Genomic DNA, 23,627 nt, shown 5'->3' with positions numbered 1-23,627 from the left:
GAAACGCGCCCCTCGCAGCCTTCAACACCATGTTTTATATAGGAAATATAATGGTCAGGACAGCGAAATCAGCGCCTTACTTGGGAAATGTGGGATAGAAAGTATCGGTGGTAGTGAGATTTCTTTTTCCGTCGGAGTTGGCAAATCTTTACGTGAGTCATACGTAGCACTTCTTTATGCAAAAAGCACGGGAAAAGCTCGTGTTTGCGACTTCAACTCGATTGGCAAAGATGTTTAGAGTCATTAGTTTCACGTATCTGCTCCGCTATGTCGCGATTGTGACGACTGCTTTGAGTATTTTCGCTTACTGGGGTGCTGAACGGGTACTGCAGAGTGAATTGCCAATCGTTCGTCTTTTGTCTGTTGCGCCTTGGGTGGTACTGATTGTTATTCTTGTTATCACAACCAATTCAACTTCACGAGCGATTTGGAGGCTACTCAAAAAATTCAACTCTTCTCTTTATCCTGATTTGAACGGGACATGGGAAGGCGAGATCGTTCTCGAGGGAGGACAGAAAATCCCGGCAAGAGCGGCAATTAGACAGAATCTTATTGAGGTACAAATCGATCTGCACACCGAGACGTCAAAATCTTTGACACTTGAAACTACCCCCGTGATCGAGGCGGGGCAATTCAAGCTATACTATACTTTTCGTTCAACCCCTTCGAATATTAAGTGGCAATCCTATACTGGATCTACAATTTTGGATGTGCGCAATGCTGGCCTCAAAGCGCCGCAGGATTTGGAGCTGTCGGGCTACTACTACACTGATAGAAAGACCTGCGGTCGAATAAACTTAAGGCAAATCACTAACAAGACGGACGTGGAGGTATCCTACTATTAGCGCCCTAGCTCACATAGATGTTGATGCTCCACGACGTGGCAGGAGCCACGCGCCCGCTGTGTGGGCAGAAGACGTCGTTTTCTCGAACGATACTCGACCCGTCAGTCCCATGAATCTTGAAGGCTTGATGAGGGCGAACATTTTTTTCGTCGGTCCAAGCCTTTCGATCTCCCGTGCAGGTTCTTGGATCGTGCATGTACGGCATCAAGGCCGGACTAAAACTGCTGCATGGCCGCATGCCTCAAAACCGCCACTCCATTTCCGCAGAGGTAAACTCGGGCGGCTATTCAACTAAGGCCATGCCTGGGCTTGCTTCGTGCGCCTGGACCTCATGGATCGAGCCGCGCCTTTTCTTCCCGGGCGTAATCGCGAAGGGTCTTCGAGGGGTCTTTCGACGGTGCAATTCGGCGCAATCTGAGACGGCCAGCCGTATTCAGCCCTTCAATCCAACTGCGCCTCGTCCAATAGACACCTTCGAGGTCATTGGGGGAATGCGGGTCATAAACGAGATCGGCTGCCCCCATGTGACGTTCCTCGTCCGTGGCAGAGGGGTCTTTAGTTTCCTGCTCATACACGTAGGCGAGGTGAATGCGTGGTGTATGCTGGCACTTCCAGGGTCGTGCAGTGATGGAGTAAGATGTGGCGTCATTGGAGCTCAGACCCGTCGCAAGCCTCATGGAGTACAGCGAAGCGGTAATCTCAACTGCGATCGCATCGTGGCGCTCCGCCGTTTCGTATAGCTCCGCAAGGTCGATTGCGCGCTCTGTAGTCGCCGCGTTTCGCATCTTTTCAATGGTCGGCCAGTTCGATGCCGTCGTCCCGACCCACACGCCGTTAAGGTCTGGGAACACCGTACGGTTGAGCACGGGGATCATTCGCCAAAGCAACCGCCAAGGCGCCCAGTAGGCCGTGAGGCCAAAGACAATTCCAAGTACCGCAAGAACCGCTACTGGCAGGTACCGGATTACCACCGCGTCGGAAACCATCACACCTACCAACGCGCCGAAATTGTCTGCATAGACGGCAAGTCCAGCGACGATCATCATCGCCGTACCCAGAGTTCTCCACGGCAAAAGTGCATACATGTTTTGTTCTCCTACACTTCGGGACATCCACCTCTTGGATTCAGATCGGAAATCCCATATATCTTGTAAGCTTACGACTCTTTAGCCGCTACATGGTGTTGTCCCATCCGACAGGCTGAAAGTCCAGTTGATGAATTTGGCCTTTAGGACGAAAGGGTAGCGTCATGCCAGTGAACGCGCACAAAGCGCTCAACAGCACAAACGAAAGTTGCTACGTCAAGAAGCTCAAACTTCCCAAGGAGCGTGAAGACGAGCTGCGCGCGGTCCGGGACGAGTTGAGAGATGCGATCCGTTCGGGATTGAAGGACTGGACCGACCGCTTCCCCATCACTGAAATGATCACGCGTGATGCGATCGTTGCGCTCAACTCAGAGCAGGCGGATATCACCGAGGCTTTCGGTCGACCGAAGTTTCGGATGCAGGGAAGTTTTTCATACTCGACAGTGAACGATCCGGCGAAGGGCAAGAAGCCGCCGCTTCAGATCGATCTAGACGACGGTATGTTCCTTCCGACACGCTATATCAGTCGCGACGGTGCTCTTGCACCGTCTGTTGCGGCAGATGGATATTTCAGAGCCGTCGAGCAGCTTGTATCAGATGTTTGTGAAAAGAACGGGTGGACGCTCAAGCAGAAGACATCCTGCGTCCGCGTTGAGATTGATCGGGAGGCGCACGTGGACATCGCGCTCTACGCTGTTCCGGAAAAGGAATTCGCAACCTTGGTCGAGACGGCGATGGCCCAAGAACGTGTGATCAGGGATGGTTTCATGGATTTGCGCGATGACGACTTTGGCAATGAAATCTATGGACGGCTCTCTGCTGACCAGATGCGTTTGGCCTGTCGCGACGATGACGGGCGCGGAAAGTGGATCCCGTCCGACCCGCGCAAACTTGAAGATTGGTTCCGTGATGCCGTACGGGAGCACGGAGACCAAGTTCGCTTCGTATCTCGTTACTTGAAGGCCTGGCGAGACGAACAAGACTTGGCTGGCCTTGCCTCGATCGCGCTTATGTGGGCGGTCGTTGAAGTGTTCGAGAACCATCAGGGTTATAGACCGTTCAGTGGCCGGGATGATCTTGCCCTTCTTGCCGTAGCACGCGAACTGCCCGAGATATTGCGCCAAGAGATACCGAACCCGGTTGTCTCAGGCGCGCGCCTTGACCAAGGATGGACCCAGGCCGACCGCCAGACGTTTACTGCAGCGGCAATCACATTGGAGGCACAACTTGAGGCGGCGCTGATCACATCGAGCACGCTACAGACCACGTTAAAGCATATGTTGGCCGCCCTCGGTTCAAGGTTTCCGACAGATGTGAGTCTTCTCGCTGACGACGTGGCCCAAGCGGTGGGAACTGTTGCGGCTCCGGAACTTCTAACCGTCAACTTGCTCGAGACTAAAGATGAGCGGCCCGCAGTGAAACTGGGCGGAGATGAACGCTACGCCTGAACTTGCGAACATGAGTGATGTGCTCGGGAGGGTAAGTCGGGCTGCTGAGACCCAATGGCGCGGGCAGAGACTTGCTGCCGACGAGCTGCGACTATTGCCAAAGGGGCCTTGGCTTGCAGGTTGGCGCTTCAGGGTGCCAATTGGGGCGGACGTCAAGGACGTCGACATGGTGATCGACGCCGCCTTCCCTTGGTCGGCACCACGGCTCTACATGCGGCGCCCGCCGACGCTCGGCACCCTTCCACATTTGGAAGCAGATGGGTTCATCTGTGCCTTTCCAAGCCGAACTCCAATAGATCCTGGCAATCCGGTCGGGATTGCACATGCCTACCTAAAGAGGCTGTTGGAGCTTGTAGCGGATTGGTCGAACCCAGCATTCGTCGAGCGTGAAATCTCCGAAGAGTACCTATCCTATCTTGGGCGTGAGAGCGCGCTGCGGCCGATCCGATCGCTTTTGGCGCCTAGCGATTACGCCGGGCCAATTGGTTACATATGGAGAGGTCAAACGGCTGTCGTTCTATCCGACAACGCGCAACACCTAACCGAATGGCTGAATCGTCGGCACGGACGCCAAACGCGGCCCTGGGTGTTCGAGCAGGCGGTAGTGCTTAGACCTGATGCCCTACCAAACCCGCAAGAACTACCCAGCAATGCCAAACAGCTATTGGACATGGCGGCACCGGGAGAGGAGCGCGCTGCCTTGATCGAGCCGCTTATGGGCGGCCCGGGTGCCTTGCTGGTGACTGTCGCGCTACCGACGCGACCACATGCGACGATGATCGCGTATGAGATCCCACGCGCGCTGAAGGAGACCGAGCGCGGGCGCAAGCATGTAACGGCCGGGTTCAGAGCCAATAAGATGCCGCGCGAAGTTTTGATCCGACGGAGAGCCGGCGCATCGTTAAAGATTTCACCCTTTGAGGTAGAGCGCCTTGATGCGGCATGGGTGCATGGGCGAGATCAACTGCGGGAAGTGCGAGCACTTCAAGGCAAGACTGTCACGGTGTTGGGATGCGGTTCCCTTGGATCTGGAGTTACCACTCTTCTAGCAAAAGCGGGTGTGGGCGGGCTAAACCTAATCGATCCCGAAGTCCTCGCGAGTGAAAATACAACCAGACACGACCTAGGTATGTCAGATGTGGGGCGCTGGAAGGCAGACGCGTTGGCTGAGAGGTTGCGCAATGAGTTCCCAGATCTCCCAAATGTGCGCGAGTATCATGTCCGTTGGCAGACGATCGCGGAGACCAAACCGGAGGTCTTGCGCGGCTCGGATATCATTCTCGTTGCGATCGGATCCTGGATGGATGAAGGCGCTTTCGAAGCATGGCGTCTTGCCCAAGATCGTTCGCCTACGGCGATCTACGGGTGGTTGGAACCACACGCAGTTGCCGCGCATGGTGTGTCGGTTTCGGAAGGAGGACCATGTTTCGGGTGCGGCTTAAGCACGTTCGGCGAAAGCCTACTCCGTGTCGCCGAATGGCCAGGAAGCACGATGACGCGGACGCATCCCGCGTGCGGCGGTGCTTTTCAACCCTACGGAGCATCGCAACTTGCGCGCGGCCACGGCCTGATAGCTGATCTGTGTCTTGAGCAGCTGATGGGCGACCCGACACATGTTCACCGGATCTGGTCCGGTCCTGCTCGTTTACTTGGTGCCGTTGGTGGAAACTGGTCCGAAGAATGGAAAAAGTTCGTTGGCCAGTCGTGCCAGGCCGGAGGAGAGTTTGAGCGCACTTGGACCCGCAGCGATCATTGTCGAATTTGCGGATGCAAATCATGACTGTCTGGGTATGTGATCGTTTCGGACTTCGATATAACCTTGCGCCTAAAGCGATGGAGGTTTTGTGGAAGCACCGCCAATTGAGGTGGAGAGACTGTGAAGCCGGTGGCCCGCTTTTTTCCAGTTCACCTGGGCGGCACTGCACAATCGATGTAGCGTCCGGACCTTTCCCCCAAGACCGTAGAACTCGGAATGGCTACATTCCTCACCGGACGAGCGTGCAAGCCGATGTTCTCCAAAAGCATGGGTCGGGTCTGCACTTCATCGGAACTTGGCACACGCATCCATCGCAGCGCCCAACGGCGTCGCCCTCAGATGCTACGTCCATCCTCAATCTCTATAGGGAATCAGACCACGATCTTGACGCGTTCATCATGTTGATTGTTGGCACTAACGTTGATCCAACAACATGGGAGCTATCGGCGCAAGGTAGCTTCGGCAAGGTCGTTCTCACGGCGACAGCATTGACCGCGACCAAGGGTTTTGCTGCTGGAGGCCGCGAGATCGAAGGCAAATCTCCAGACCGGTAAGTCAAACGAGACGGTTAACCCTTCTTTGATGTACGGTTCGCGGACAAAGCAGCCTTTCATTTTAGATCTCTGAATGACCGGTTTGCCGCGCACTCTGGTCGGTCAGTCGGCCGTCAATATCGCGGAAGGTGCAAACGGCTGCAATGCGAGCTGCGACCGCAACAGCCGGAAGTTCCACTGGATGTCGGCTTTGGGCCAGGTGCGTCGTCAACCCAACCTGAGGTCAAGCGCGAGCGGCTTCCTTTTCCAGCAACCCTCGCACCAGTGCTAACCGATCACCGCTGAATTCACCCTCCCTGAGGGTCAGCCCCTGCATTGCCCTTACGAAAAACTGGCGGAAATCCCTGCGCTCCTCGCACCAGGCAAGCAATTTCACCCCCTGGGGCGGATGCACCAAGGCTAGGGGCAGGACCGTGCGCGTCGTCTCTTTCCCCGAAAGGCCGGTGTAACCGAAGGCCACCGGCTGGCTGGCACGGATCGCCCCGTGGAGCGCGGAAAGATCTGCCGCCGCGGCCGCAGGCAGGTCTCCGCGCCAATAGGCGGCGGGACGCACGTCCAGCAACTGGTAGATTCGACCGAGAAGGGCGGCTTCAGGATCGGTTTCCGCCAGTCGAGCAATCGTTGCCTCGGCAGCTTTTGCGGCCACCGGATCGCCGCGATGGCTTGCCAAGGCGAGACCTCTGAGGGCTGCATCACGCAGTTCGCGATCTATAGCAGACGCTGGTTGGGCTGCCACGCTGGTCGCTGCACTTTGCCCAAAACCGATTGCGGCAGCAAACCCAGCAAGCCGGGTGCCGAGCGCGCGGCGCGTCAGGGTCAAGTGCGTGGGGCGACCGGGTCGCATTGCAAATCCTCGTGGGCATTGGAAAAGACGCCCTTGTTCGCACGGAAGGTGCCGATTAGTCCACTATTTTCATTGAAAACCATCGCCCCTGAACCTGGAAAATGCCTGCATCCGCAAGATCAAAGGTCAGCTCAAGATCGCGAAATGGGCCGAAGTTGATCCCCAGATGGCCCTAGAGCTCCAAGCCTGCGAGGTTGTGGGAGAACTTGCTTATCCTCGAAACCACGATTGTGATGGGTGGTCTCAAGGCTGCGAGATCAACCTCGGGCGCTGCGATGGCTTCGGCCTGTTCCACCGTGACGAGCACCTCAGCTGCGACTGCATCCAGCTCGGCCTCTGGCGCGACCTCCCCCCGCGCCACAATCTCGGCCGCAAGTTTCGGCTCTGGCTCGACGGGGGCTTCCGCCTTCACCTTCTCCGGCCTCACATAATCCACCACCATACGTTCGGCCAACCGTCGTTCCAGCGCCTCCATCCTTTGGGTCAGCACCTGCACGTCCGCAGCCTCCTTGGGCGGATAGGGCAGTGCACCCTTCTGAGCATCGAACAGCTTCTTGAACGTCGGATCCTGGAAATACACGATCCGGTGGACCAAGAGCGAGTTCTGCCGTTCAGGGATGAGGATTGCCTGATCAGGATTCAACCGCCGCACCTCATCGGGTGTCAGAAGTGGCCGCTCTTCCATCCGCCGACTGACCGACCGCCGCTGCATGAAATCCCTGTCCCTTGACACGCTGTCCGAGACTGAAAGCTTGGTGGTCTTGCCCAACGCATCCGAAATCTCACCCGCGGTCTTCTTGTCGTTCGCCGCGAGGTAGAGCTTCATGCCGGCCGCAGACTCGAGCGACAGGCGAACGTTTTCGCCATAGATGTTGTCGAGACCGGGGATCGACTGGGTGATGATGGACACCCGCGCACCGTGACCGGCAAGCTGCTTCAACGCCTGTTCGACGATGGGCATGGGCCCCAACTGGTCGAATTCATCCAGCATGACCATGACCGGCCAGGGCTCGGATTTCGGGTCGGGGAGGGTGGAGCGCATGGTGGCGATCAGCTCGCCGAAAAAAAGGCGCACCAGAGGTGACAGGGTGCGGATATCGTCTGCGTTGACCACAACATAGATCGACATCGGCCGCTTGCGGAGATCGGCAAAGGAAAAGTCGTTGCCGGAGGTGGCGCGATCCACGGCCGGGTTGTTCCAAAGCGTCATGCCCGCGCCACCAAGAACGGAAGCGTGGGACGACAAGGTCCGGTCAGAATAGCCCGCGAACTTGCGGAAGGTCTGGGCCGCGTTGGGGTGTTTTACCTCTTCGGCATGCTCGCCGTAAACCTCTTGGGTAGCACCCCGGCCAAATAGGATCCGGCTGATCTCGCCGATGGTCGGCTTGCACCTTTCAATCGCAAGCAACCCCGCGGCGACGAAGAGTTCACGCCCCTCGGTCAGGAAGTCGCCAGCCGTCCCTTTGTCCGAAACCGTCAAGAAGTAGTCGGAGATCTTGGCCAGTTCGGTGTAACGTTGTTCGAGATTTTCAACGCGGGCGACCCGCTCCAGCGGGTTGTAGCGATGCGTCGGATGTTCAAAGTCGAAGGGTGAGAAGCGGTAAACCGCATCGCCTTCAGCCTGACGGTGCCGGGAAGTGGCCTCAAAGATTTCGCCCTTCACGTCGAGCACCACGATGCTGCCGTTAAACAGAAGCGTGTTCGGGATTACATAACCCACGCCTTTACCCGCCCTGGTGGGGGCCACGACAAGACAATGCGGAAATTTCTGGAACGTGGCGCTGACGTAAGCTGCCGTCTTTGAGGGTGCCCCGAGCTTGCCGAAGACCATTCCCGCCCCCAAGGGCTGCAGAAGGCCATTTGCTTTCATCTCAGCGCGCGCCTGGAACTTAGCCTGACCGTATTCGGTGAGCTGCTGGCGGAAGGTTAGGGCGACGGCCGCAACCGTGAAGAGCACGGTCGATGCGCCGACGATCTGCCAAGGCAGGACCCAGGGCACGGAGGTCAGCCGGGCGAAACCGGGGAACTCAGCGATCAGGACAAAGATGCCGGTTGCGTTCGGATCGCGCCCCAAGATCAGGTTGAGAACAAGGCCCCCGGCGATGAGACCAACCAGCAAGCCAGAGGTGAGACCAAGGGGAAGAAGCAGAGCAACGCGTTGCATGATCAAAACTCTCTGTCGTTGCCATGAGCGCGATCATGAACATGTGCCCGCGCGGGTTCCGGCGGTCTCGACGCCGCTTGTGCCACCATTCTGCGTTCCGCCGCTTCCGCTTCATGCGCGCTGAGGCCAAGCGAGGGATGTTCCTTTGCCGCCGAAACGACGGCAACTGCCATCGCCGCCCGTGCGGCCGGGTCCGGCACGTCCTTGGCCAGTGCCTCGGTCCGGCCCGCGGCGATGTCCTTCAGAACCGACGCCCCATAGCGCTCCTTCATTTCTTCCGCGAAATCCCGAGCCTGATTTTCATTTCGGAAGGCGACGGATCCCTGGCTGGCATGGACGCGCGCTAGTGAACCCAAAGCCTCAACCAGCGTGTCAGGTCCGCGGGTCACATCGATGCTGCGGGCGGACTGGATCAATTCGGCTGCACGCTCGTAGAAACGATCCACCCGCTCAGCCGCCGAACTGCGACCTTGAGCGCTGTCGAGATCAAAGCCGTGCCGCTTGGCGACATCGGCAATATCGGATTTCACCCACGACTCTTCTTCGCGGGCATTGGCGGCCCCGGTTTCCAGACGCTTCTGGAGTTTTTCGCCGTCGATGCCTGCCAAGCTGGCGTTGAGGCTTAGGTCTGCCTTGAGCGTATTGGCGCTGCCCTTATGAAACTCGCTCTCCGCGCCACCAACGACCAAAGTGTCAGCGCCGATGGATGTGCTGTAGAGCGTCGAACGGGGCGAGGCTGCTATTTCCGCCTGAACCTGATCCAGTCCAAAGGCTGCCGCCGCCTCTTTGGCGATCCCCTGCATTTCGGATCGCAGGTCGTCTTGTCGGTCCGACGGCAATCTGTCGATCTGGGCCGTCGATTGCGCCACCCAGGCCGAGATTGCCCGCGCCGGGTCTGCCGCAAAGTCACTCCGCTGCCGTTCTTCTTCGACAAAGGCCGCCATCACCGAACTTTGCGCCAGATGCTTTGCCAAGGCTTCACTGAGCGGACCCTCATCGGGGAACTTCGCCAAAACCTCAGCTCCGCCATCGCCACCGTAGGAGGTAACGGCCAAAAGCTCGTCGGGCAAAAAGCCGCTGGAGCCTTCGCCGTCGACAAAGCGACCGGTGCCAAGCGTTCTGTCCGCATTAGGGATATGCTCGGCCACCACCTTGCGAAATTCCGGGTCGGCAACGAGCCGCTCGGCTAGGTCACGGGTGTCTTCATTATCCCGGCCAAGGGTCAGGACGAGCTGCGCCTCGTCGCCTGCGTAGATTGCGGTCTCGGGGCGGGCGAACTCGGGCTGTGGCCGATGCTCAAGGACAAGCCCTTCTGGCCCGCGGTCGGGTTCTTCCAGCAACTCGCGGTCCATTTCGGCCGCGCGCTTTACCGCCAGCTCGAGACCTTCCTCTCCACCTTCATAGAAATCATAGGCATGACGCAGAGCCTCGCGCGAATTTGGGAAAGTGCGCTCAGAGACCGTAAGCTCATTCTCCCCTCCTGGCAGACTTGCTTCATAGCCCGTGTGAACCCCTCGGTCGGTAGCCACCGCCACGGATCGCAGATCGACATTTGCATCGGTGGTGACCCAATCGCCTGTGGCGATAATGGGCGGCTTTTCAGCTGGGGCTTCTTGACATGCGGCCACTTCGCGATCCACGATTTCTTCCCGGGATTGCACCGCCGCGCGCAATTCCGGCCCGGGCGGGACGGCATCACTGTGATCGGCCCAAAGCGCCGCTGCCTTTTCAGGGGCTCGGCGGGCGAAGGCCTCGAGATCATCTCTTAGGCCTGTATCGAGCCGCTCGGTCACGGCAGGACCATCCTTGCCCCACGCGACCTTGCCCAACCGCTCCGTCAGCGAGGCCTCCATCGCATTCAGAAACCCGGCGCGGAACTCCGCATCCGGGGCATGTGAGTCCGGCAGGCTTTTGAAATACCGCGTCTCGCCCGTCTCATGGACCCCGTGGATCTCTGTCCGGGCCATGGTGCGCGCGGTGTTGCCATCGATATGCGCGACCGAGGGCCGCTCGGCTGGATCGGCGCGGAAGAAGGCCTCGCCCGCCTGGCGGGGATCGTCGAATTCCTGCGCGGTCCCAGACAGCGTCAAACGGACAGAGAAGTATTCCTTTGGTCGCTCGACAGCCAAACGTTCCGCAGCGCCGCGCTCTGTTCGCGGGCGCGCCGCGCCTGCATTGATGTCGTTTTCCATGGTGTACCTGCGGGGCAAAGAGCCGGAAATGGGAAAGGGGAGGGCGGGTGCTGCCCCGATGTCAGTCGTCGAGGCCGGGGAAATACATCTCCATGATCCCGCGCTGATCGCCGATGCGGCCCATCTGGAGGATCACGTCGATCGAGGTCTGAAGATACCGGATGACCTCGCCAAAACTGAGCTTGGTGCCTTGGGCCATCACCAGAAGTGCCAGCCGGTCCATCGCCTTGCGGGCCGAATGGGCGTGCAGCGTGGTGAACGAACCCGAATGCCCGGTGTTGATCGCGTCCAGAAACGTGGCGGCCTCAGCCCCGCGCAATTCTCCGAGGATAATCCGGTCTGGTCGCAGGCGCAGAGTGGCCTGCAAGAGTTTGTCGGCCGAGCGGGGCGAGCCTTCATCTCGCTGCGCGATGAGGCTCACGGTATTGGGCTGGCCGGGCAGAAGTTCGAGGGAATCCTCAATCGTGACGATCCGCTCATCGGAGGCGACCATTTCCAGAAGCTTGCGGCCCAACTCTGTCTTGCCGGTCGAGGTGCCACCAGAAACGATGACGTTCAGCCGCTCGGACACCAGCTTGCTGAGGAAAGCCTCGACATCCGCCCCTTCAGAACCGGCGCGGATTTCCGCCACCATCGCGCGGCGCTCCTCTTCCAGGGAGTTTTCTTGGCCGCGCAGGAAGCTGAAGGATTTGGCCACGCGCCGAACATCCCCCTGCCGGGATCGAAACACCCGAATGCCAATCACCGTGCCGCCGGAAACGGCGGGTGAGCCCACCACCTGACAGCGTAGCATCAGATCGCGGTAGCGCACTGCCGCCGAGACCAGAGGCGCCGTTTCCGTGAAAGTGTTCGAGGTCGAATTGGCAATCTGGGAGGCCAAGTCGCGCACCGCCCTGGCGGGCAGGGCGGCAAGGCCGCTTGAGGTCATGTGAATCTGCCCCGCGCGCTCCAGCCAGATTGATCCATCGGCATTGATTGCCAGCTCGATGACGGCCGGGTCCGACAGGGCGGCATCAAGTTGCCCGAGATAGGTGTCGAGATAGCTCATCAGTAAAACGCCAGATCCGCATCGACGCGGATCATCACGACAGCGCCTTGGTTGACGCTGATCGTCGGCGGGATGCTGAGATAATCGGCCATCACCGTATTGACCGCCTCGCCGAGATCAGTGCCGACGTTTTCGGCGGTGTCGGAGGCCACCTCATTGGCCGCGTACTTGTCGGCTGCCAGTGTTGGCACGGCACCAATTAGGGAAATGAGCGCGGCGGTGCCAAAACGCTGGAGGAAGTGGTTTCGGACTGCGCCGGGCAGACCAGAGCGCCCGATGCGGTCCGTGCCATAGGCAGCAAGGGTGACGGATTGCCCGTCGGTCGTCACCAGCCTGTCCCAGGCGATCAGCACACGCCGCTGACCGGCATCGACCTCAGAGTCGTAACGACCGAAGAGACGCGAACCGCGTGGGATCAGCACGCGGGACATATCAAACGACCAAACATCATGGCTCACGATGGCAGAGACATTGCCGGCAAGATCTGTGCTGATCGCGGTCTCAAGCGCGGCCTCAATCAGCGTGCCTTGCATCACAGTATGGGCCGGATCGGCGATGACCTCTGCCTGCCGGACCTCGGCCGCCTTGGCCCCGGCCCTGCGAAACGCCTCATCTCCGGTGGCGGCCTGTCCGGGAGCACCGGGGGCAGGGGCCGCAGCGCCAGCCTCAAAACCCATGTCCATGCTGGAGCGCAGCGCCACCATGTCGGAATTGATTTGCGCCTCATTGAGCATCTCGGCTTCCTGCCTGCGCCGAGCCAGTTCTTCTTCCCGAGCGCGCGCCGCCTCAGCCTCAGAGTCGCCATCGATCAGCGCCTTGGTCTCAAGTTCGGTCTGCAGCCGGATGTTCTCGCGCTCTAGATCGGAGAGAGCAGCCGCCCGGGCCTTTGCATCGGCATCAAGAGCTGCGACCTGCGCTTTGAGGTCAGAGAGTGCGGCCTCATCCGTGACGGTCACCGGATTGGCTTTCAGATCGGCGATCTGGGCGTTCAACGCCTCGATCTCTGCCTGCAGCCGTTCCGCCTCCGAGGTGTCCGGCGCTACCGGGACGATCTGCGGCTTTGGCCGTGAAACGCTGAACCCGTCGGTTCCAGTTCCGTCGCCTTGGAAATCGCTGACCGAGGCCGTTTCAATGGCGGGTGCCGGGGCAGGGGCGTCAGGTGCGGCCAAAACCAGCCATGCCCCGACGCCAACACCGGCCACGGCCGTCACGGCGGAAAGCGCGTACGGGTTTATGCCCCGGCGGCGCTTGGGGGCCTCGGAAGGCCTCATGCGTTCCATGCGGGCAGTGAGTTTTTCGGCTTGGGTCTCGTCGCTCATTGGCTGACCCCCGGCTCGGCCGTGACGCAGACGTAGTCTTCGCCATAGCGCAGAACCCAGCGTTCTGACCGGGTACTGACGGTGATGGTGGTGCCGCGGACGGAAGAATTGACCGAGTATTCTTGACCCTTGGCATCGGCCCGGAAGATCGTCGGCATCGGCGCGCCCGGCGGGATGATGAAGGTGGTCTTGCGCCCATCATCCGAGATCGACACCGGTGCAAAACCGGGCAGGGCGCGGCCCTTTTTCATGATCTTGTAGGTCATGGGCAGCGAGGCGGGGATCTCGCTGCCGGCAGTGGCGGCGCGCGTGCTTCCCGGCACCGTGAACTTGACCGAATAGTTCGGATTGCCCTTTCCGCCTTCAGTTACCTGCAGGAAATAGATGTTGCGCTGCGTCTCCACCGTCAGGTTGGTCGTGGCCCCGGCGACCACGGGTTTGATGATGAAGAGGTTGGCCCGCTCCAACTTGTCGATCTTGAAGCTTTCGAGATCGCCGATGGCGATGGACTGGATTTTTTCACCCTCGCCAAGTTCAACAAGGGTCACGTTTCTGAGCCGGGTGTTGATCCGGTAGACCTGCCCTTCCTGATAGGTGGCATAGGTCACTCGGGCATCATGGCTGCCGGGCTTCGGCGCAGTTTCGGCCAAAGCGGGCAGGGCGGTCATCGAGATCAGAAGCCCGAGCGCAGGAAGGGTCAGTGGATGGGTCATGTCATTCCTCCGTGGGGGCGAGGGTTTCTGCGGTGATGCGGTAGTCCGTCACCAAAAATCCGGTCGGGTTCTGCCAAACGAGATCGAGCGCGGTTTGTTTGGAGGGCTCGAAGCGATAGGTGACAGTGGCGGTGAATTTGCCGATCCGGTCAGGCACGCCCTCACCATCGGAGACCCAGGTCTTGGTGAAGCGCACTTGCGCGGTGGTATCCGTCACCGGCGTGATCGACAGGATGTCGATGACCACCTTTGAATTCTGACCGTAGAGCTTGGGCGGATAGTTGGCGTTGCCTTCCGTCCAGAGGCTCACGAGGCCTTGGCGGGCATTGCCTTCGGACCAGGTGTAGGCGCGCAGAATGCGGCTTTCATTGTCATGCTGGTCATAGGTTTCACGGTCGGTGACATAGGCAAAGAGCAGGCTTTGGCGGATGGCCTCGGCCTGTTCGATCCCGGCCTTTTCCACTGCGACCACGCGTTCGGCGACCCCGGTGTCCTTGTCGACGATGGCGAGGAAGGCTTCGGTTTGCTTCAATGGGAGCATTGTGACGACAGCAATCATGCCCATGAGACCGATGGCCAGCCCGCCGCCCGCCACCAGATAGGCAATCCGCTCGCGCTTTTTGACGCCGTAGAACATCTCGGCTTCGAGAAAACTTCTCAATTCAGGGGGTGATCCTGTCATTGTCTTGCTCCGAAAATGGGAATTTGCGCGGTAGGCGGCTGTGTGGCGTGGGCCAGTTCGTCAGCGTCAACTGTCGCGGATGAATTGACCCAAACGCGCCCTTGCGGCCTGGCCGCGCTCGGCATCGGATCGCGCCTGATCGCGCAAATGGTGGTGTTCGGTCTTGCCGTGCATGAAGCCCGAGCGCACTTCGTTCATCCGGCGCGCCGAATAGTCGGAAGCCTTTTCCAGCGGTTTGCCCGCAACCCGCAGAGCCTGTGGCGCAATGCTTGCGAGACTGATCTGGCCGGTGATGTGCGTCACGGCGTTCGGGATCGCCATCAGGGCAAAAATGCCGACAAAGACGATGACGAAGAAGCCGAGGATCGAGCCGAGGTCGGTGACTGCATCCGCGTTTCGGAAGACGTCATGGGCAACCGTCACCACAGCGACAATAACGCCGGCAGAGGCGACCGGATACATCAGATAACCGATCATGGCTGAAAGCCAGGCCTCGAATATTCCCTTGGTCTTCTCGAAAATGGTGGCGCCGATGGCGAGCGGCGCGACCCCGAGAAGGAACGCGATCATCAACTTCGAGAAGCCAACAATGAATACATAGACGGCCATGAGGACGCCCAAGACCACATAAAGAACCGCAGCAACGAAACCGCGCATGATGGACGACATTGCTGAAGACACGGAATCCACGTTCCCTGCCATCATATTCGCCATGTCATCCATCGCCGCCGTGGCAGAGGACCCGACACCACTGCCGCCCAAGCGGAAATACTCCAGCGCAAGCGCGCTTAAGCCGTTGCTGGCGGCTTCATAGATCTGGGTGAAATTTGACCAGGTCAACCCAAACATCAGGACCATCACGATCCGAAACGACAGCTGAACCGCATCTCGCATCGAGATCCGATAGACATTCAAAGCCGCGTTGATCCCGACCATGACGAGGAGCAGGGTCAATAGGCTGGTGTAGAGCGGCCCAATCGCCCCCGCTGTCGCCTCGAAGTACTGCCGACCAGCGGCGGTGATCGCCGAGTCCAGCGTCGCCAGTATGGTCGAGACGCTGTCCATCAGAAGCTGCCCCCGCACATTGTCTCTGCGATCGGGAACAGGGCATTCGATGCTTCAAAGACTTCGAGCGTTTGCTGCCAGGTCAAGCGCTCGACGGCCTTCGCGTTCCGCAAGTCGGCGGCCAGGGCTTCGACAGCTTCCCAGTTCGCGACCTTCCCGCCACAAGAGCAGTCCTGAGTTTGAACCACATTCCTGACTTTGATGAACCCGTAGATATCCCGATAAGCGCGGGCTTCAGGGCCCTTCTGCGATAGCTCATACTCAGCAGGCCACAATGCCCGGCAGTTCCGGAATTCTTCGTTCACTGCTCCCGGGATTGGCTGCACATTTTCAGGGATCTCGACTTTGGGCAAAACGTCGAGATAGGCTTCCTCTTGGGCAAGGTTTGCCGGGGCTGGGGTTTCGGCCCAAGCCGCGGCCGAGAAAACCGCGATCAGCCCAAGGGCACCGCCCATCATTCGCACTTTGAAGGCGTTGGTCATGCTCATTCTCCCCCAAGGACCTTGATGAACTTCTGCTCTTCAGCGGCGGTGGCAGCATCCATGACGCCTGCCTCGCCCATACCCATCAACTGGGCGGATTCCATATTCCAGATATTTGCGAGCGCGATTGACAGTTCCGCCGTCACGCGGGTGTTGAGGTCGATGGCCTCTTTCAGCCCCTCGGTGTCCGGGATTTCCTGCACAAGCTCGTGGACCCGCTCGAGGCTTTCTGAGGCCTTGACCGAGGAGGTTTCTGCGGCGGCCGAGAGGAAAGCGGCGGTGTTTGCTTGCGTGCCAATCCGGGCGGCCCCCTCGTCTTCACTGTTCGCAAGAGTATCGACGGTGGCCACATCAAGTCCGGCCGAGGCGAAGAACTCCGAGACATATTGCGCGGCGGGCTTGTCGCCGACCTTGCCGGAGGTGGTCATCAGGGAATACTTGCCATCTTTCGCCGAGATCAGCCCGCCGGTCAGGTCCGCAACATCCGGAAGAATGTCATCGAAAAAGGTGTCCGGGTCCGGGATGCCCAGGGCCTCCAGAGTCAACCCGTTGCGCAAGGCGTCCAGCTGCGCCTTCAGGGTGGCGATCTGTTCGATTTGCTTCAGGATCTGCTCATCGAGCTTCAGGTTGGAGGCGATCATCTCCTTTACCTGCAGCTTGGCCTCGGTCAGCACTTCGCCAATCTTGGCGATGCTGGTGAGGTCAACTGTTGGCACGCCCTGCGCGAGGGCAGGGGAGAGCATCGCGGCAGAAATCAGAAGAGGGCCAAGACCCCGGACAAGATTGCGGATCATTCGGAACCACCCTTCACTTTGATGAATGTTGCGTCGATGGCATAGGCCTGCAGCCAGAGGGCGTAGCGCGCTTGATCGACCTTCACGCGGGCTGCCTTGACCCGCTCGACCATGAGCCCAATGCGGACGGCTTCCGCCCGGGCATAGCTGTTGAGGTCCAGCGCCTCTTTGGTCGATTTGGTTGTCGGGATGCGCTCGATGATGGCGCGCAGCCGCTTCAGCGACGCCTCAATCTCCAGAGAGGCGGCCATGCCATAGTGCAGGCCAGCATCAGATGTGTTGCTGGCCTCGGCGATCGCCATGTCGCGTGGATCGAAAGTGCCGACCTGATCCACGCCAGTGATCTTGCCGGCATAGGCATTGAAGAACCCGGTAATGCGGACGACGTAATTCTGCGTCTCTTCAAACGGCGGGATGCCGCCGTACTTTGTGACGTTGCCCGGACCGGCGTTATAGGCCGCCAAGGCCAGCGGCACCGAGCCGAAGGTGTTGAGCTGGGTCAGGAAGTACCGCGCGCCACCATCCAGCTGCAGCATCGGATCGTCATAGTAGGCGGGGTAAATGCCAAGATCCTTGGCGGTATCGGGCATAACCTGCGTCAGACCAAAGGCTCCGACGGGCGAACGTGCACCGATGGAAAACCCGGACTCCTGTTTCACGAGGCTTTGGAACCAGATGCGAAACTCGACCGGGTTCAATCCGGCACGGGCAAGGCCGGGGTGCCCTGCGTATTTCTGCGCGGTGGCGACGATCATCTCTTCGATGCTGGTCTTGGCATCGCCGAAAAGCCGGGCGGCATAAGGGTTGTTGTCCTCAACCGCATAGAGGACTTCCGCCTCGGCGCCGGGGATCACTTCGAGATCGCCGATCCACGGTGTCTGACCCGTCATCATCGCCAACGTGGCATCCAGCGCATCGAGTTGGTCCTGGTGCAATTCGTCGATACGACGCTTCTTGTCGGCCTCAAGTTCGCGCCCACCGGTCAGATAGGACATCTGCGCGATCTCCAACCCGTGCTGGATGATAGATTTCGGGTCGACAATCGGCACGCCTTGCGCCGTCGCAGGCCAAGGCAGGACCGCCGCGCCCAAGGCCAATGCCCCGATCATGCCAAGAGGTTTATTCGCAGGGAATGACATCAAGACCCGAAGTGTTGCCGCGTGAGACAAGCGCCGCATCCGGGCTTGCGCCCTTGGTGGAAGTGGTCACAGTGGATCCAGCGGTGGCCCAGCAATTGGTCTTGGCAATCGGCACGCCGGTGCAGGCGGCGAGACCGAGGGATGCACCCATCATGACAGCCCAAAATCGGACTCGCATAATCAAGGTTATGTAATATATTGATTTCATTGGACAATCATTCCTTCCAGAATTTGGGCCGGTTGGCATAGTCCGCGCCAAAGGCATTGAGCCCGGCCTGACCACCGCCAAGCGCTGTCAGAAGTGGCCCCAGAGCTTTGAGATCGACGTTCAGCACGGTCGAGCTGCGCGGCGTGCGTGACAGCACCATCCGCTGGCCTGGGATCGGGCTCAGGACAAAATCCAGCTCGCCATCGGACAGCCGGAACCCGTCATAGTCGGCACTTGCTGCTTCACCGTTTGGGAACAAGAGCTGGTTCGGCAGGGCTTCCAGGATCGAGCGGGCTTTTGAGCCCCGGATCTGGTTTGGAAACTGGGTCATCATCACCACGACGACGTTTTTCTTGCGCGCGGTCACCAACCATTCGGCGAGCTTCTTGGCGAAGTATTCGTCGTCGAGGACCTTCCATGCCTCGTCGATCAGAATGAGCGTCGGGCGCTTTTCTTCGATCAGCATCTCGATACGGCGGAAGAGATAGCCGAGGATCGCGGTGCGTTCGGTGCCGAGGTCGAGAATTTCTGTCAGATCCACGGCCGTCACATCATGGCTGGTGAAATCCACCACCGGCTCTTCGGCCTCGCCGAACACCCAGCCGTAGCGCCCTTCCGGCCCCCATTCGCTGATCCGCTGCGCGAGATCGAGCCCATCGCCGACATCACCGAAAAGCTCCTGAAACGCGCGGAAGTTCCGCAACCCTTCGCGGGCTTTGCCATTCTGAGAAATGGCGGATTTGAGGGCCTCAGACTGCATCGGTGTCATCGGCCCGCTGCGCTGTTCGAGAAGGGCCACCAGCCAATCCAGAAACCACGCCTCTCCGCGTTCGCCGGATTCTGTGGCAAGCGGATTCAGCCCGGTCGGCCGTCCGGCACGGATTTCTGCATAGCGGCCACCAAGGGCACGGACCGCCATTTTGAGCCCCGCTTCCTTGTCAAAGATGATCGTACGGCCCCCTACCCTTTGAGCCTGGGCCGCGAGGAAGGCGACAGTGGTGGTCTTACCACCGCCGGACTTGCCCAAGACGAGCGTATGGCCGTTGGTCGGCTCAGCTTTCGGGTCGCCGGGTTCATGGAAACTGAACCGATGCAGACTGCCCTGCAAAGTTTGAAACAACGTCAGCGGCGTTTGCCATGGCAGGCGCGCGGCTTCCGTCCCGGTATCTGCGGCATGTAGTGCTGCCATATCGGCGAAGTTCAAGGACGAGACCGTCATGTCCCGCGCCCGGTAGTCCATGTTGCCGGGGTGCATGGCGAAGAAGGCGGCCTCGAGCGCTGTGACTTCGCGAACCAACCGCATGCCGTTTTGATGCGCGATTCCGCGGATGCGGGCGACTTCGGTATCCAGTGCCGCCTGATCACTGGCAAAGACCGTGATGGTCATCTGATGGATACCAAAGCCGAGCTCGCCGCTTTCGGATTTGTCAGCAGCCTCAAAAAGTTGGGCCTCGATCGTCGCAGCGATGTCTTCGGAAGCCCGCATTTGCGCCACGCGGCGTTTCACGCGTTCGGTGATGCTGCCTCGCTCAATCGGCGTGTAGCTGTGGGTGATAATGGTATTGCGGGAGGCCCCGAGTGCATCCAGCATGCCGGGCCAGGTCGAGGTCGCATAGGATTTGACATAGAGAACAGCACCGACGCGCGGCGTATCTGCCCCCTCCTCCACCGCGAACTGACCTTTGCCGAAGCGAATGGCGGCATCGCTGGCATCTTCGGCGATGATGCCAAAGGGACTGCGTGGTTTGCTGCGCAACTCGCCGGTCAGGAGCGAGGCGTAAAAGCCGATCAGGCTGCCATCGCTGATCTTGAGCCGATGGGATTTGACGCCAAGTCCGGTCTCGAGGATCGAAACCACCTCGCGCAACTCTTCCAAGCGCCGGTCGGTATCCTCGCCCCAGACCTTTGCCGCCGCTTTGCCAAAGAGCGGGACAGCCAGCGGAGCAACTTGCCGCCGGACGACCGTGAGGATCAGCACGGATTCCTGCAGGTTGCGGCGCTGCAGTTCCGTGTTCCATGCCCGGTCGATATCGGCTGCAAAGCTTTGGCCGTGGATCGGTTTCAGCTGAGCTTGGGCCGGGCGCATCATCCGGTGCAGATAGAAGCTGAAACGTTCATCCAACGTGTCGAGCAGATGCGCGAACCCCGCCCGAAGGGCGGTGACCGCCGAAGACCCGGATGTGATCCCGTCAATGCCGGTCACTTCGAGCGAGATCATCAGCCCGTTGTCGCGGGTGCGCACCACCTCGTCATCAAGCTCAATGACATAAGGCAGATGCGCATAGATCTTCGGATCCGCCGGGATCAGCGCCCGCGCCCTGCCCCGCAGGCCTTCTCTCTCAAGAAACATGACGCCGCCCTTTCCGCAGGATGGCCATCGGCGTCACCTGCATCATAACGGCAAAGACGTGATGCCCATTCGGGTTCAGCTTCGTCGCAAAGCGGGCAAGCCCGTACCAGATCGGTGCGGTCAAGAACCACCAAACCGGCTTGAACAAGATGAAGGGCAGCACGGTCATCGCTCCCACTGCCATGGCATAGGGCATCGGCAGGCCAAGAAACTTGGCTTGCCGCGAGAGCCCGAGGATGACCGCGCTTTTCTCCATGGGTCTGGTCTCGCCTCAGCTGAAGGACGAGCGCAGGTTGGCGACAATGGCGGGGCCGGCAAAAACAAGGAAGGCACCTACCACAACCAATGCCACCCAGGCCCAGGAAATCCGGTTGAAGGCCGCGAGGAAGCCGGTCACCACGAAGGCGATGCCGAAGAAGGCTGTCGCGAGGGTGCCCCGGAAGGAGGCCAGAACGCCGGTGGCCACGGTTTCGGCCTTGGTGAAGACCACCTGCGCGAGTGCTGGCTCGGCTTGCGCCAGAAAAAGGGTGCAAAGGGTCAGGCCCAGAAGAGCCACGTTTTGGTTGCGCATTGGGTGAGTTGTCCTTCTTGGTTCAGAGCTCGGTGAGGATGCGGTCATAGACCGCCATCACCTTGACGATGTGGGATTGTGTCTCGGCGTAGGGTGGCACGCCGTCGTATTTGCGCACGGCCTCGGGGCCGGCGTTGTAGGCGGCAAGGGCAAGCTCTAGGCTGCCGAAGGCGGCCATTTGTTCCAGAAGATAGCGTGCGCCGCCGTCGAGGTTTTCGATGGGGTCCGAGGGGTCAACGTTGAGATAATCAGCCGTGCCGGGCATCAGTTGCGCGAGGCCAAGCGCACCGGCATGGCTGACAGCCTCTTGTGTGTAATTGCTCTCGACCTTGATCATTGCCTGAAAGAATGCGGCCCATTCAGCGGGCGAAAGCTCCAGTTGCGCCAAGGCCGGATGGTCTTGATAGCGGGTCGCAATCAGCCGGACCTGTGGCAAGACATCCCTTGGGGCTGCAACCCCTTTGGTGCTGAAGGAGACATCAGCGGCGACTTCTGCCCCCTCCCCTTCCCGCGTCTCTTCTTCAACTGGTTCAGGGTGAATAGGAACGATGAGCTGCCCCTGACCGTCATAGCGCAGGACGGATGAATCAAGTGCTGCAAGGTGGACTTCTCCGCCCTGCCCTTCCGGATCATTCCAGCGGATCACTTCCGCCTGGGCGGCTCCGCATGCCAGTGCAGACAGCGCCAGCGACAGCAGGCACGTCGAGATGGTCGAGGTTGAGCTTGCCGAAGGCGAGCCCGAACATACCGATCGGGGAATTGACGATACGTTCCCGCGCAAGCGCCGTGACCAGAAGGAAGCGTTCGCCCGCGGGGCTGACAACGTAGAACAGCCATTCCCCCGAGAACCGTTCGTCGGGGTTGGGCGCACTGACACACTCGATCTCAACAGTCGCTCCTTCGGATGCGGCCAGCTTGCGGAAGTCACGCTCCAGCAAGACAGGCAATGCGCGCCGTTTGGTATTCATGGGGTCCCCTCGGATCATCTGTTGGGAACGTTGTATCGCAGATTTCTTTGTGAGGCGATGCCTAACAGAAAGTATGGCGCATTCAACACAAAAATGACAAACACAATAGAAGAAGGGCGTATGCCCGAACCTGCGGTTGAACCGGACGGCGTGTCATGAAGGCAGCTGCACCGGTCGGTCCTCGAGAAAATGGAGCCACGTAATGAGACGCAGACGTTGAGAAAAGACCAAGAAATATTGGCATTTTTGCGGGTTCACGGATCGGTTCAATCGGCCGGATTAGCACTTCAGATGCGCAGACGAGAGATGAATTTGGCCGCGATCATTGTGTTCATGTTTATGAACTCCGCAGCCATTGCACAACCAGAGGTGATTCGTTGCCTGCCGCCCGAAGTGCCGGTCACCGACCTCCCCGAGGCGGTTCTCGCCGAGTACCGCGCAGAGATCGCGGCCGAGTTCGAAGCCTATTTTGCGGCCGTCAGCACCCACATCGCCTGCCTCGACACAGAGCGCAATCGCGCCCTGTCGGAAGCCCACAGGGCAACCGAGGCCTATTCAACCTTCCTCAACATCCAGCCAGCTCAGAAGGACCTCCCGTGAAACCTCTCCTCCCTGCCCTCCTCCTGGGTGTCGGTCTCTCAACCGTAACCGTCACTCCGGCAATGGCTTACCCAGTCGACTGCGCGATCCTTCTTTGCCTCGCAGGGGGCTGGCCGGCCTCGGCAGAATGCGCGCATGCCCGTGCAGTCTTCATCCGCCGCATCACGCCGTGGCCGATTGAGCCGCCGCTGCAGATCTGGAACTGCCCGATGCGGGTGAGTTTCCGGGGCGAGGCGAAACCGATAGAGCGCCTGTTCGACATCGCGCTCCGCGGTGAGCCTGTGCCGCTCGTCTCGGTCCCGGAAACGCCCTTCGCATTTCAGCTTGTCCAAGATCGGGCGGATGTCGACATATCGGACCCGGCGTTTGACTTCGTCCGCTCGATCCGCGTGTTCGAGATCACTTACCAGCAGCGGCGCAGCTCTGATGGCGACTGTAACAGTTGGGGCAGTGTCTACATGGGCAGCTACGGCGATCAAGGCGAATACAGCCGCCGTCGGAGCAGCGTTTCTGCGGTGCCGACCGCCTCAGACTTCGCCGTGCCGACCGACTGTCGCAGCTATTGGCACCGGTCGGTCTTCGTCGAGTGGCGCGACTATGAAGGCAGCTACGGACACGAAGAAGTTCACTACTGAGAACCTGAACGACTACCCCCTCCGAAACGATCTAAAGACGTAACCCCTAGAAACAGAAACGACGCCAGACCATAGGCCCGACGCCGCACTGATTTCCTCGTGGTAGTGGGACTTTAGCGCGAGCTTTGGGTCCGTTCAACCGGCAAATACCTTTGCCGGAACGAA

At 59.6% G+C, this 23,627-nt stretch carries 24 protein-coding genes; 6 read left to right on the top strand and 18 right to left on the bottom strand.

Annotated features, from left to right (window positions below):
- Together GBJ34_RS15215 and GBJ34_RS15210 are read left to right on the top strand one after the other, a co-directional pair.
- A partial coding sequence (locus GBJ34_RS15215; RefSeq protein ID WP_151720058.1) for a mCpol domain-containing protein occupies nt 1-238 on the top strand: 238 nt, incomplete at its 5' end.
- 40 nt (nt 239-278) lie between these two features.
- Nucleotides 279-845 (top strand): Cap15 family cyclic dinucleotide receptor domain-containing protein, encoded by a 567-nt coding sequence (locus GBJ34_RS15210; RefSeq protein WP_226341213.1) that lies wholly within the window; start codon nt 279-281, stop codon nt 843-845.
- A 329-nt stretch (nt 846-1,174) separates the two neighbouring features.
- Here the strand turns inward: GBJ34_RS15210 and GBJ34_RS15205 are convergent, their stop codons facing one another.
- Nucleotides 1,175-1,930 (bottom strand): hypothetical protein, encoded by a 756-nt coding sequence (locus tag GBJ34_RS15205; RefSeq protein ID WP_151720056.1) that lies wholly within the window; start codon nt 1,928-1,930, stop codon nt 1,175-1,177.
- A gap of 164 nt (nt 1,931-2,094) precedes the next feature.
- On the opposite strand from GBJ34_RS15205, the gene GBJ34_RS15200 reads away from it, so the two are divergent.
- Nucleotides 2,095-3,378, top strand: coding sequence for a CBASS cGAMP synthase (locus tag GBJ34_RS15200; RefSeq protein WP_151720055.1), 1,284 nt, complete (start codon nt 2,095-2,097; stop codon nt 3,376-3,378).
- Entirely contained in the window at nt 3,362-5,158 is a 1,797-nt protein-coding gene (locus GBJ34_RS15195) for a ThiF family adenylyltransferase (protein ID WP_151720054.1), read from the top strand. The genes GBJ34_RS15200 and GBJ34_RS15195 overlap by 17 nt, the downstream gene beginning before the upstream one ends.
- Before the next feature lie 753 nt (nt 5,159-5,911).
- On the opposite strand, the gene GBJ34_RS15190 is transcribed toward GBJ34_RS15195, so the two are convergent.
- The 17 genes from GBJ34_RS15190 to GBJ34_RS15115 form a co-directional block, all read right to left on the bottom strand.
- Nucleotides 5,912-6,358, bottom strand: coding sequence for a WYL domain-containing protein (locus tag GBJ34_RS15190; RefSeq protein ID WP_192931239.1), 447 nt, complete (start codon nt 6,356-6,358; stop codon nt 5,912-5,914).
- Nucleotides 6,359-6,704: 346 nt separating this feature from the next.
- Nucleotides 6,705-8,696, bottom strand: a complete 1,992-nt coding sequence (locus tag GBJ34_RS15185; RefSeq protein ID WP_151720052.1) for a type IV secretory system conjugative DNA transfer family protein — start codon at nt 8,694-8,696, stop codon at nt 6,705-6,707.
- A 2-nt stretch (nt 8,697-8,698) separates the two neighbouring features.
- Nucleotides 8,699-10,549 (bottom strand): hypothetical protein, encoded by a 1,851-nt coding sequence (locus tag GBJ34_RS15180; protein WP_151720051.1) that lies wholly within the window; start codon nt 10,547-10,549, stop codon nt 8,699-8,701.
- Between the two features lie 400 nt (nt 10,550-10,949).
- Complete coding sequence (locus GBJ34_RS15175) at nt 10,950-11,936, bottom strand: ATPase, T2SS/T4P/T4SS family (RefSeq protein ID WP_151720050.1); 987 nt, start codon at nt 11,934-11,936, stop codon at nt 10,950-10,952.
- Nucleotides 11,936-13,255 carry a TrbI/VirB10 family protein gene (locus GBJ34_RS15170; protein ID WP_151720049.1) on the bottom strand — a complete coding sequence of 440 codons (1,320 nt, stop codon included), beginning with the start codon at nt 13,253-13,255 and terminating at the stop codon, nt 11,936-11,938. The genes GBJ34_RS15175 and GBJ34_RS15170 overlap by 1 nt, the downstream gene beginning before the upstream one ends.
- Nucleotides 13,252-13,863 carry a TrbG/VirB9 family P-type conjugative transfer protein gene (locus tag GBJ34_RS15165; RefSeq protein ID WP_192931238.1) on the bottom strand — a complete coding sequence of 204 codons (612 nt, stop codon included), beginning with the start codon at nt 13,861-13,863 and terminating at the stop codon, nt 13,252-13,254. Before GBJ34_RS15165 ends, GBJ34_RS15170 begins: the two co-directional genes overlap by 4 nt.
- A gap of 106 nt (nt 13,864-13,969) precedes the next feature.
- Entirely contained in the window at nt 13,970-14,650 is a 681-nt protein-coding gene (locus GBJ34_RS15160; protein ID WP_151720047.1) for a virB8 family protein, read from the bottom strand.
- 66 nt (nt 14,651-14,716) lie between these two features.
- Nucleotides 14,717-15,715, bottom strand: coding sequence for a type IV secretion system protein (locus GBJ34_RS15155; protein ID WP_151720046.1), 999 nt, complete (start codon nt 15,713-15,715; stop codon nt 14,717-14,719).
- A complete protein-coding gene (locus GBJ34_RS15150; RefSeq protein WP_151720045.1) occupies nt 15,715-16,197 on the bottom strand; it encodes a hypothetical protein in 483 nt (160 codons plus the stop codon). Before GBJ34_RS15150 ends, GBJ34_RS15155 begins: the two co-directional genes overlap by 1 nt.
- 2 nt (nt 16,198-16,199) lie before the next feature.
- Nucleotides 16,200-16,991: a type IV secretion system protein gene (locus GBJ34_RS15145; protein ID WP_151720044.1), complete on the bottom strand. Its 792-nt coding sequence runs from the start codon at nt 16,989-16,991 to the stop codon at nt 16,200-16,202.
- Nucleotides 16,988-17,986, bottom strand: a complete 999-nt coding sequence (locus GBJ34_RS15140; RefSeq protein WP_192931237.1) for a lytic transglycosylase domain-containing protein — start codon at nt 17,984-17,986, stop codon at nt 16,988-16,990. The genes GBJ34_RS15145 and GBJ34_RS15140 overlap by 4 nt, the downstream gene beginning before the upstream one ends.
- A gap of 124 nt (nt 17,987-18,110) precedes the next feature.
- Complete coding sequence (locus GBJ34_RS20605) at nt 18,111-18,284, bottom strand: hypothetical protein (RefSeq protein WP_192931236.1); 174 nt, start codon at nt 18,282-18,284, stop codon at nt 18,111-18,113.
- Between the two features lie 61 nt (nt 18,285-18,345).
- Nucleotides 18,346-20,583: a VirB4 family type IV secretion system protein gene (locus GBJ34_RS15135; RefSeq protein ID WP_192931235.1), complete on the bottom strand. Its 2,238-nt coding sequence runs from the start codon at nt 20,581-20,583 to the stop codon at nt 18,346-18,348.
- A 94-nt stretch (nt 20,584-20,677) separates the two neighbouring features.
- Nucleotides 20,678-20,944: a VirB3 family type IV secretion system protein gene (locus GBJ34_RS15130; RefSeq protein ID WP_008030690.1), complete on the bottom strand. Its 267-nt coding sequence runs from the start codon at nt 20,942-20,944 to the stop codon at nt 20,678-20,680.
- Nucleotides 20,945-20,959: 15 nt separating this feature from the next.
- On the bottom strand, nt 20,960-21,259 hold the full coding sequence (locus GBJ34_RS15125) for a TrbC/VirB2 family protein (protein ID WP_159082587.1): 300 nt from the start codon (nt 21,257-21,259) through the stop codon (nt 20,960-20,962).
- Nucleotides 21,260-21,281: 22 nt separating this feature from the next.
- Nucleotides 21,282-21,905 (bottom strand): lytic transglycosylase domain-containing protein, encoded by a 624-nt coding sequence (locus GBJ34_RS20840; RefSeq protein WP_226341211.1) that lies wholly within the window; start codon nt 21,903-21,905, stop codon nt 21,282-21,284.
- Complete coding sequence (locus GBJ34_RS15115) at nt 21,889-22,227, bottom strand: hypothetical protein (protein ID WP_151720041.1); 339 nt, start codon at nt 22,225-22,227, stop codon at nt 21,889-21,891. The genes GBJ34_RS20840 and GBJ34_RS15115 overlap by 17 nt, the downstream gene beginning before the upstream one ends.
- A 312-nt stretch (nt 22,228-22,539) precedes the next feature.
- On the opposite strand from GBJ34_RS15115, the gene GBJ34_RS15110 reads away from it, so the two are divergent.
- Together GBJ34_RS15110 and GBJ34_RS15105 are read left to right on the top strand one after the other, a co-directional pair.
- Nucleotides 22,540-22,827 carry a hypothetical protein gene (locus GBJ34_RS15110; protein WP_151720040.1) on the top strand — a complete coding sequence of 96 codons (288 nt, stop codon included), beginning with the start codon at nt 22,540-22,542 and terminating at the stop codon, nt 22,825-22,827.
- Complete coding sequence (locus tag GBJ34_RS15105; protein WP_226341210.1) at nt 22,824-23,462, top strand: hypothetical protein; 639 nt, start codon at nt 22,824-22,826, stop codon at nt 23,460-23,462. Before GBJ34_RS15110 ends, GBJ34_RS15105 begins: the two co-directional genes overlap by 4 nt.
- The last annotated feature ends 165 nt before the right edge of the window (nt 23,463-23,627 follow it).

The organism is Gemmobacter serpentinus, assembly GCF_008973825.1.
Classification (GTDB): Bacteria; Pseudomonadota; Alphaproteobacteria; order Rhodobacterales; family Rhodobacteraceae; genus Gemmobacter; species Gemmobacter serpentinus.
This window is presented reverse-complemented; position numbering and strand designations above follow the sequence as displayed.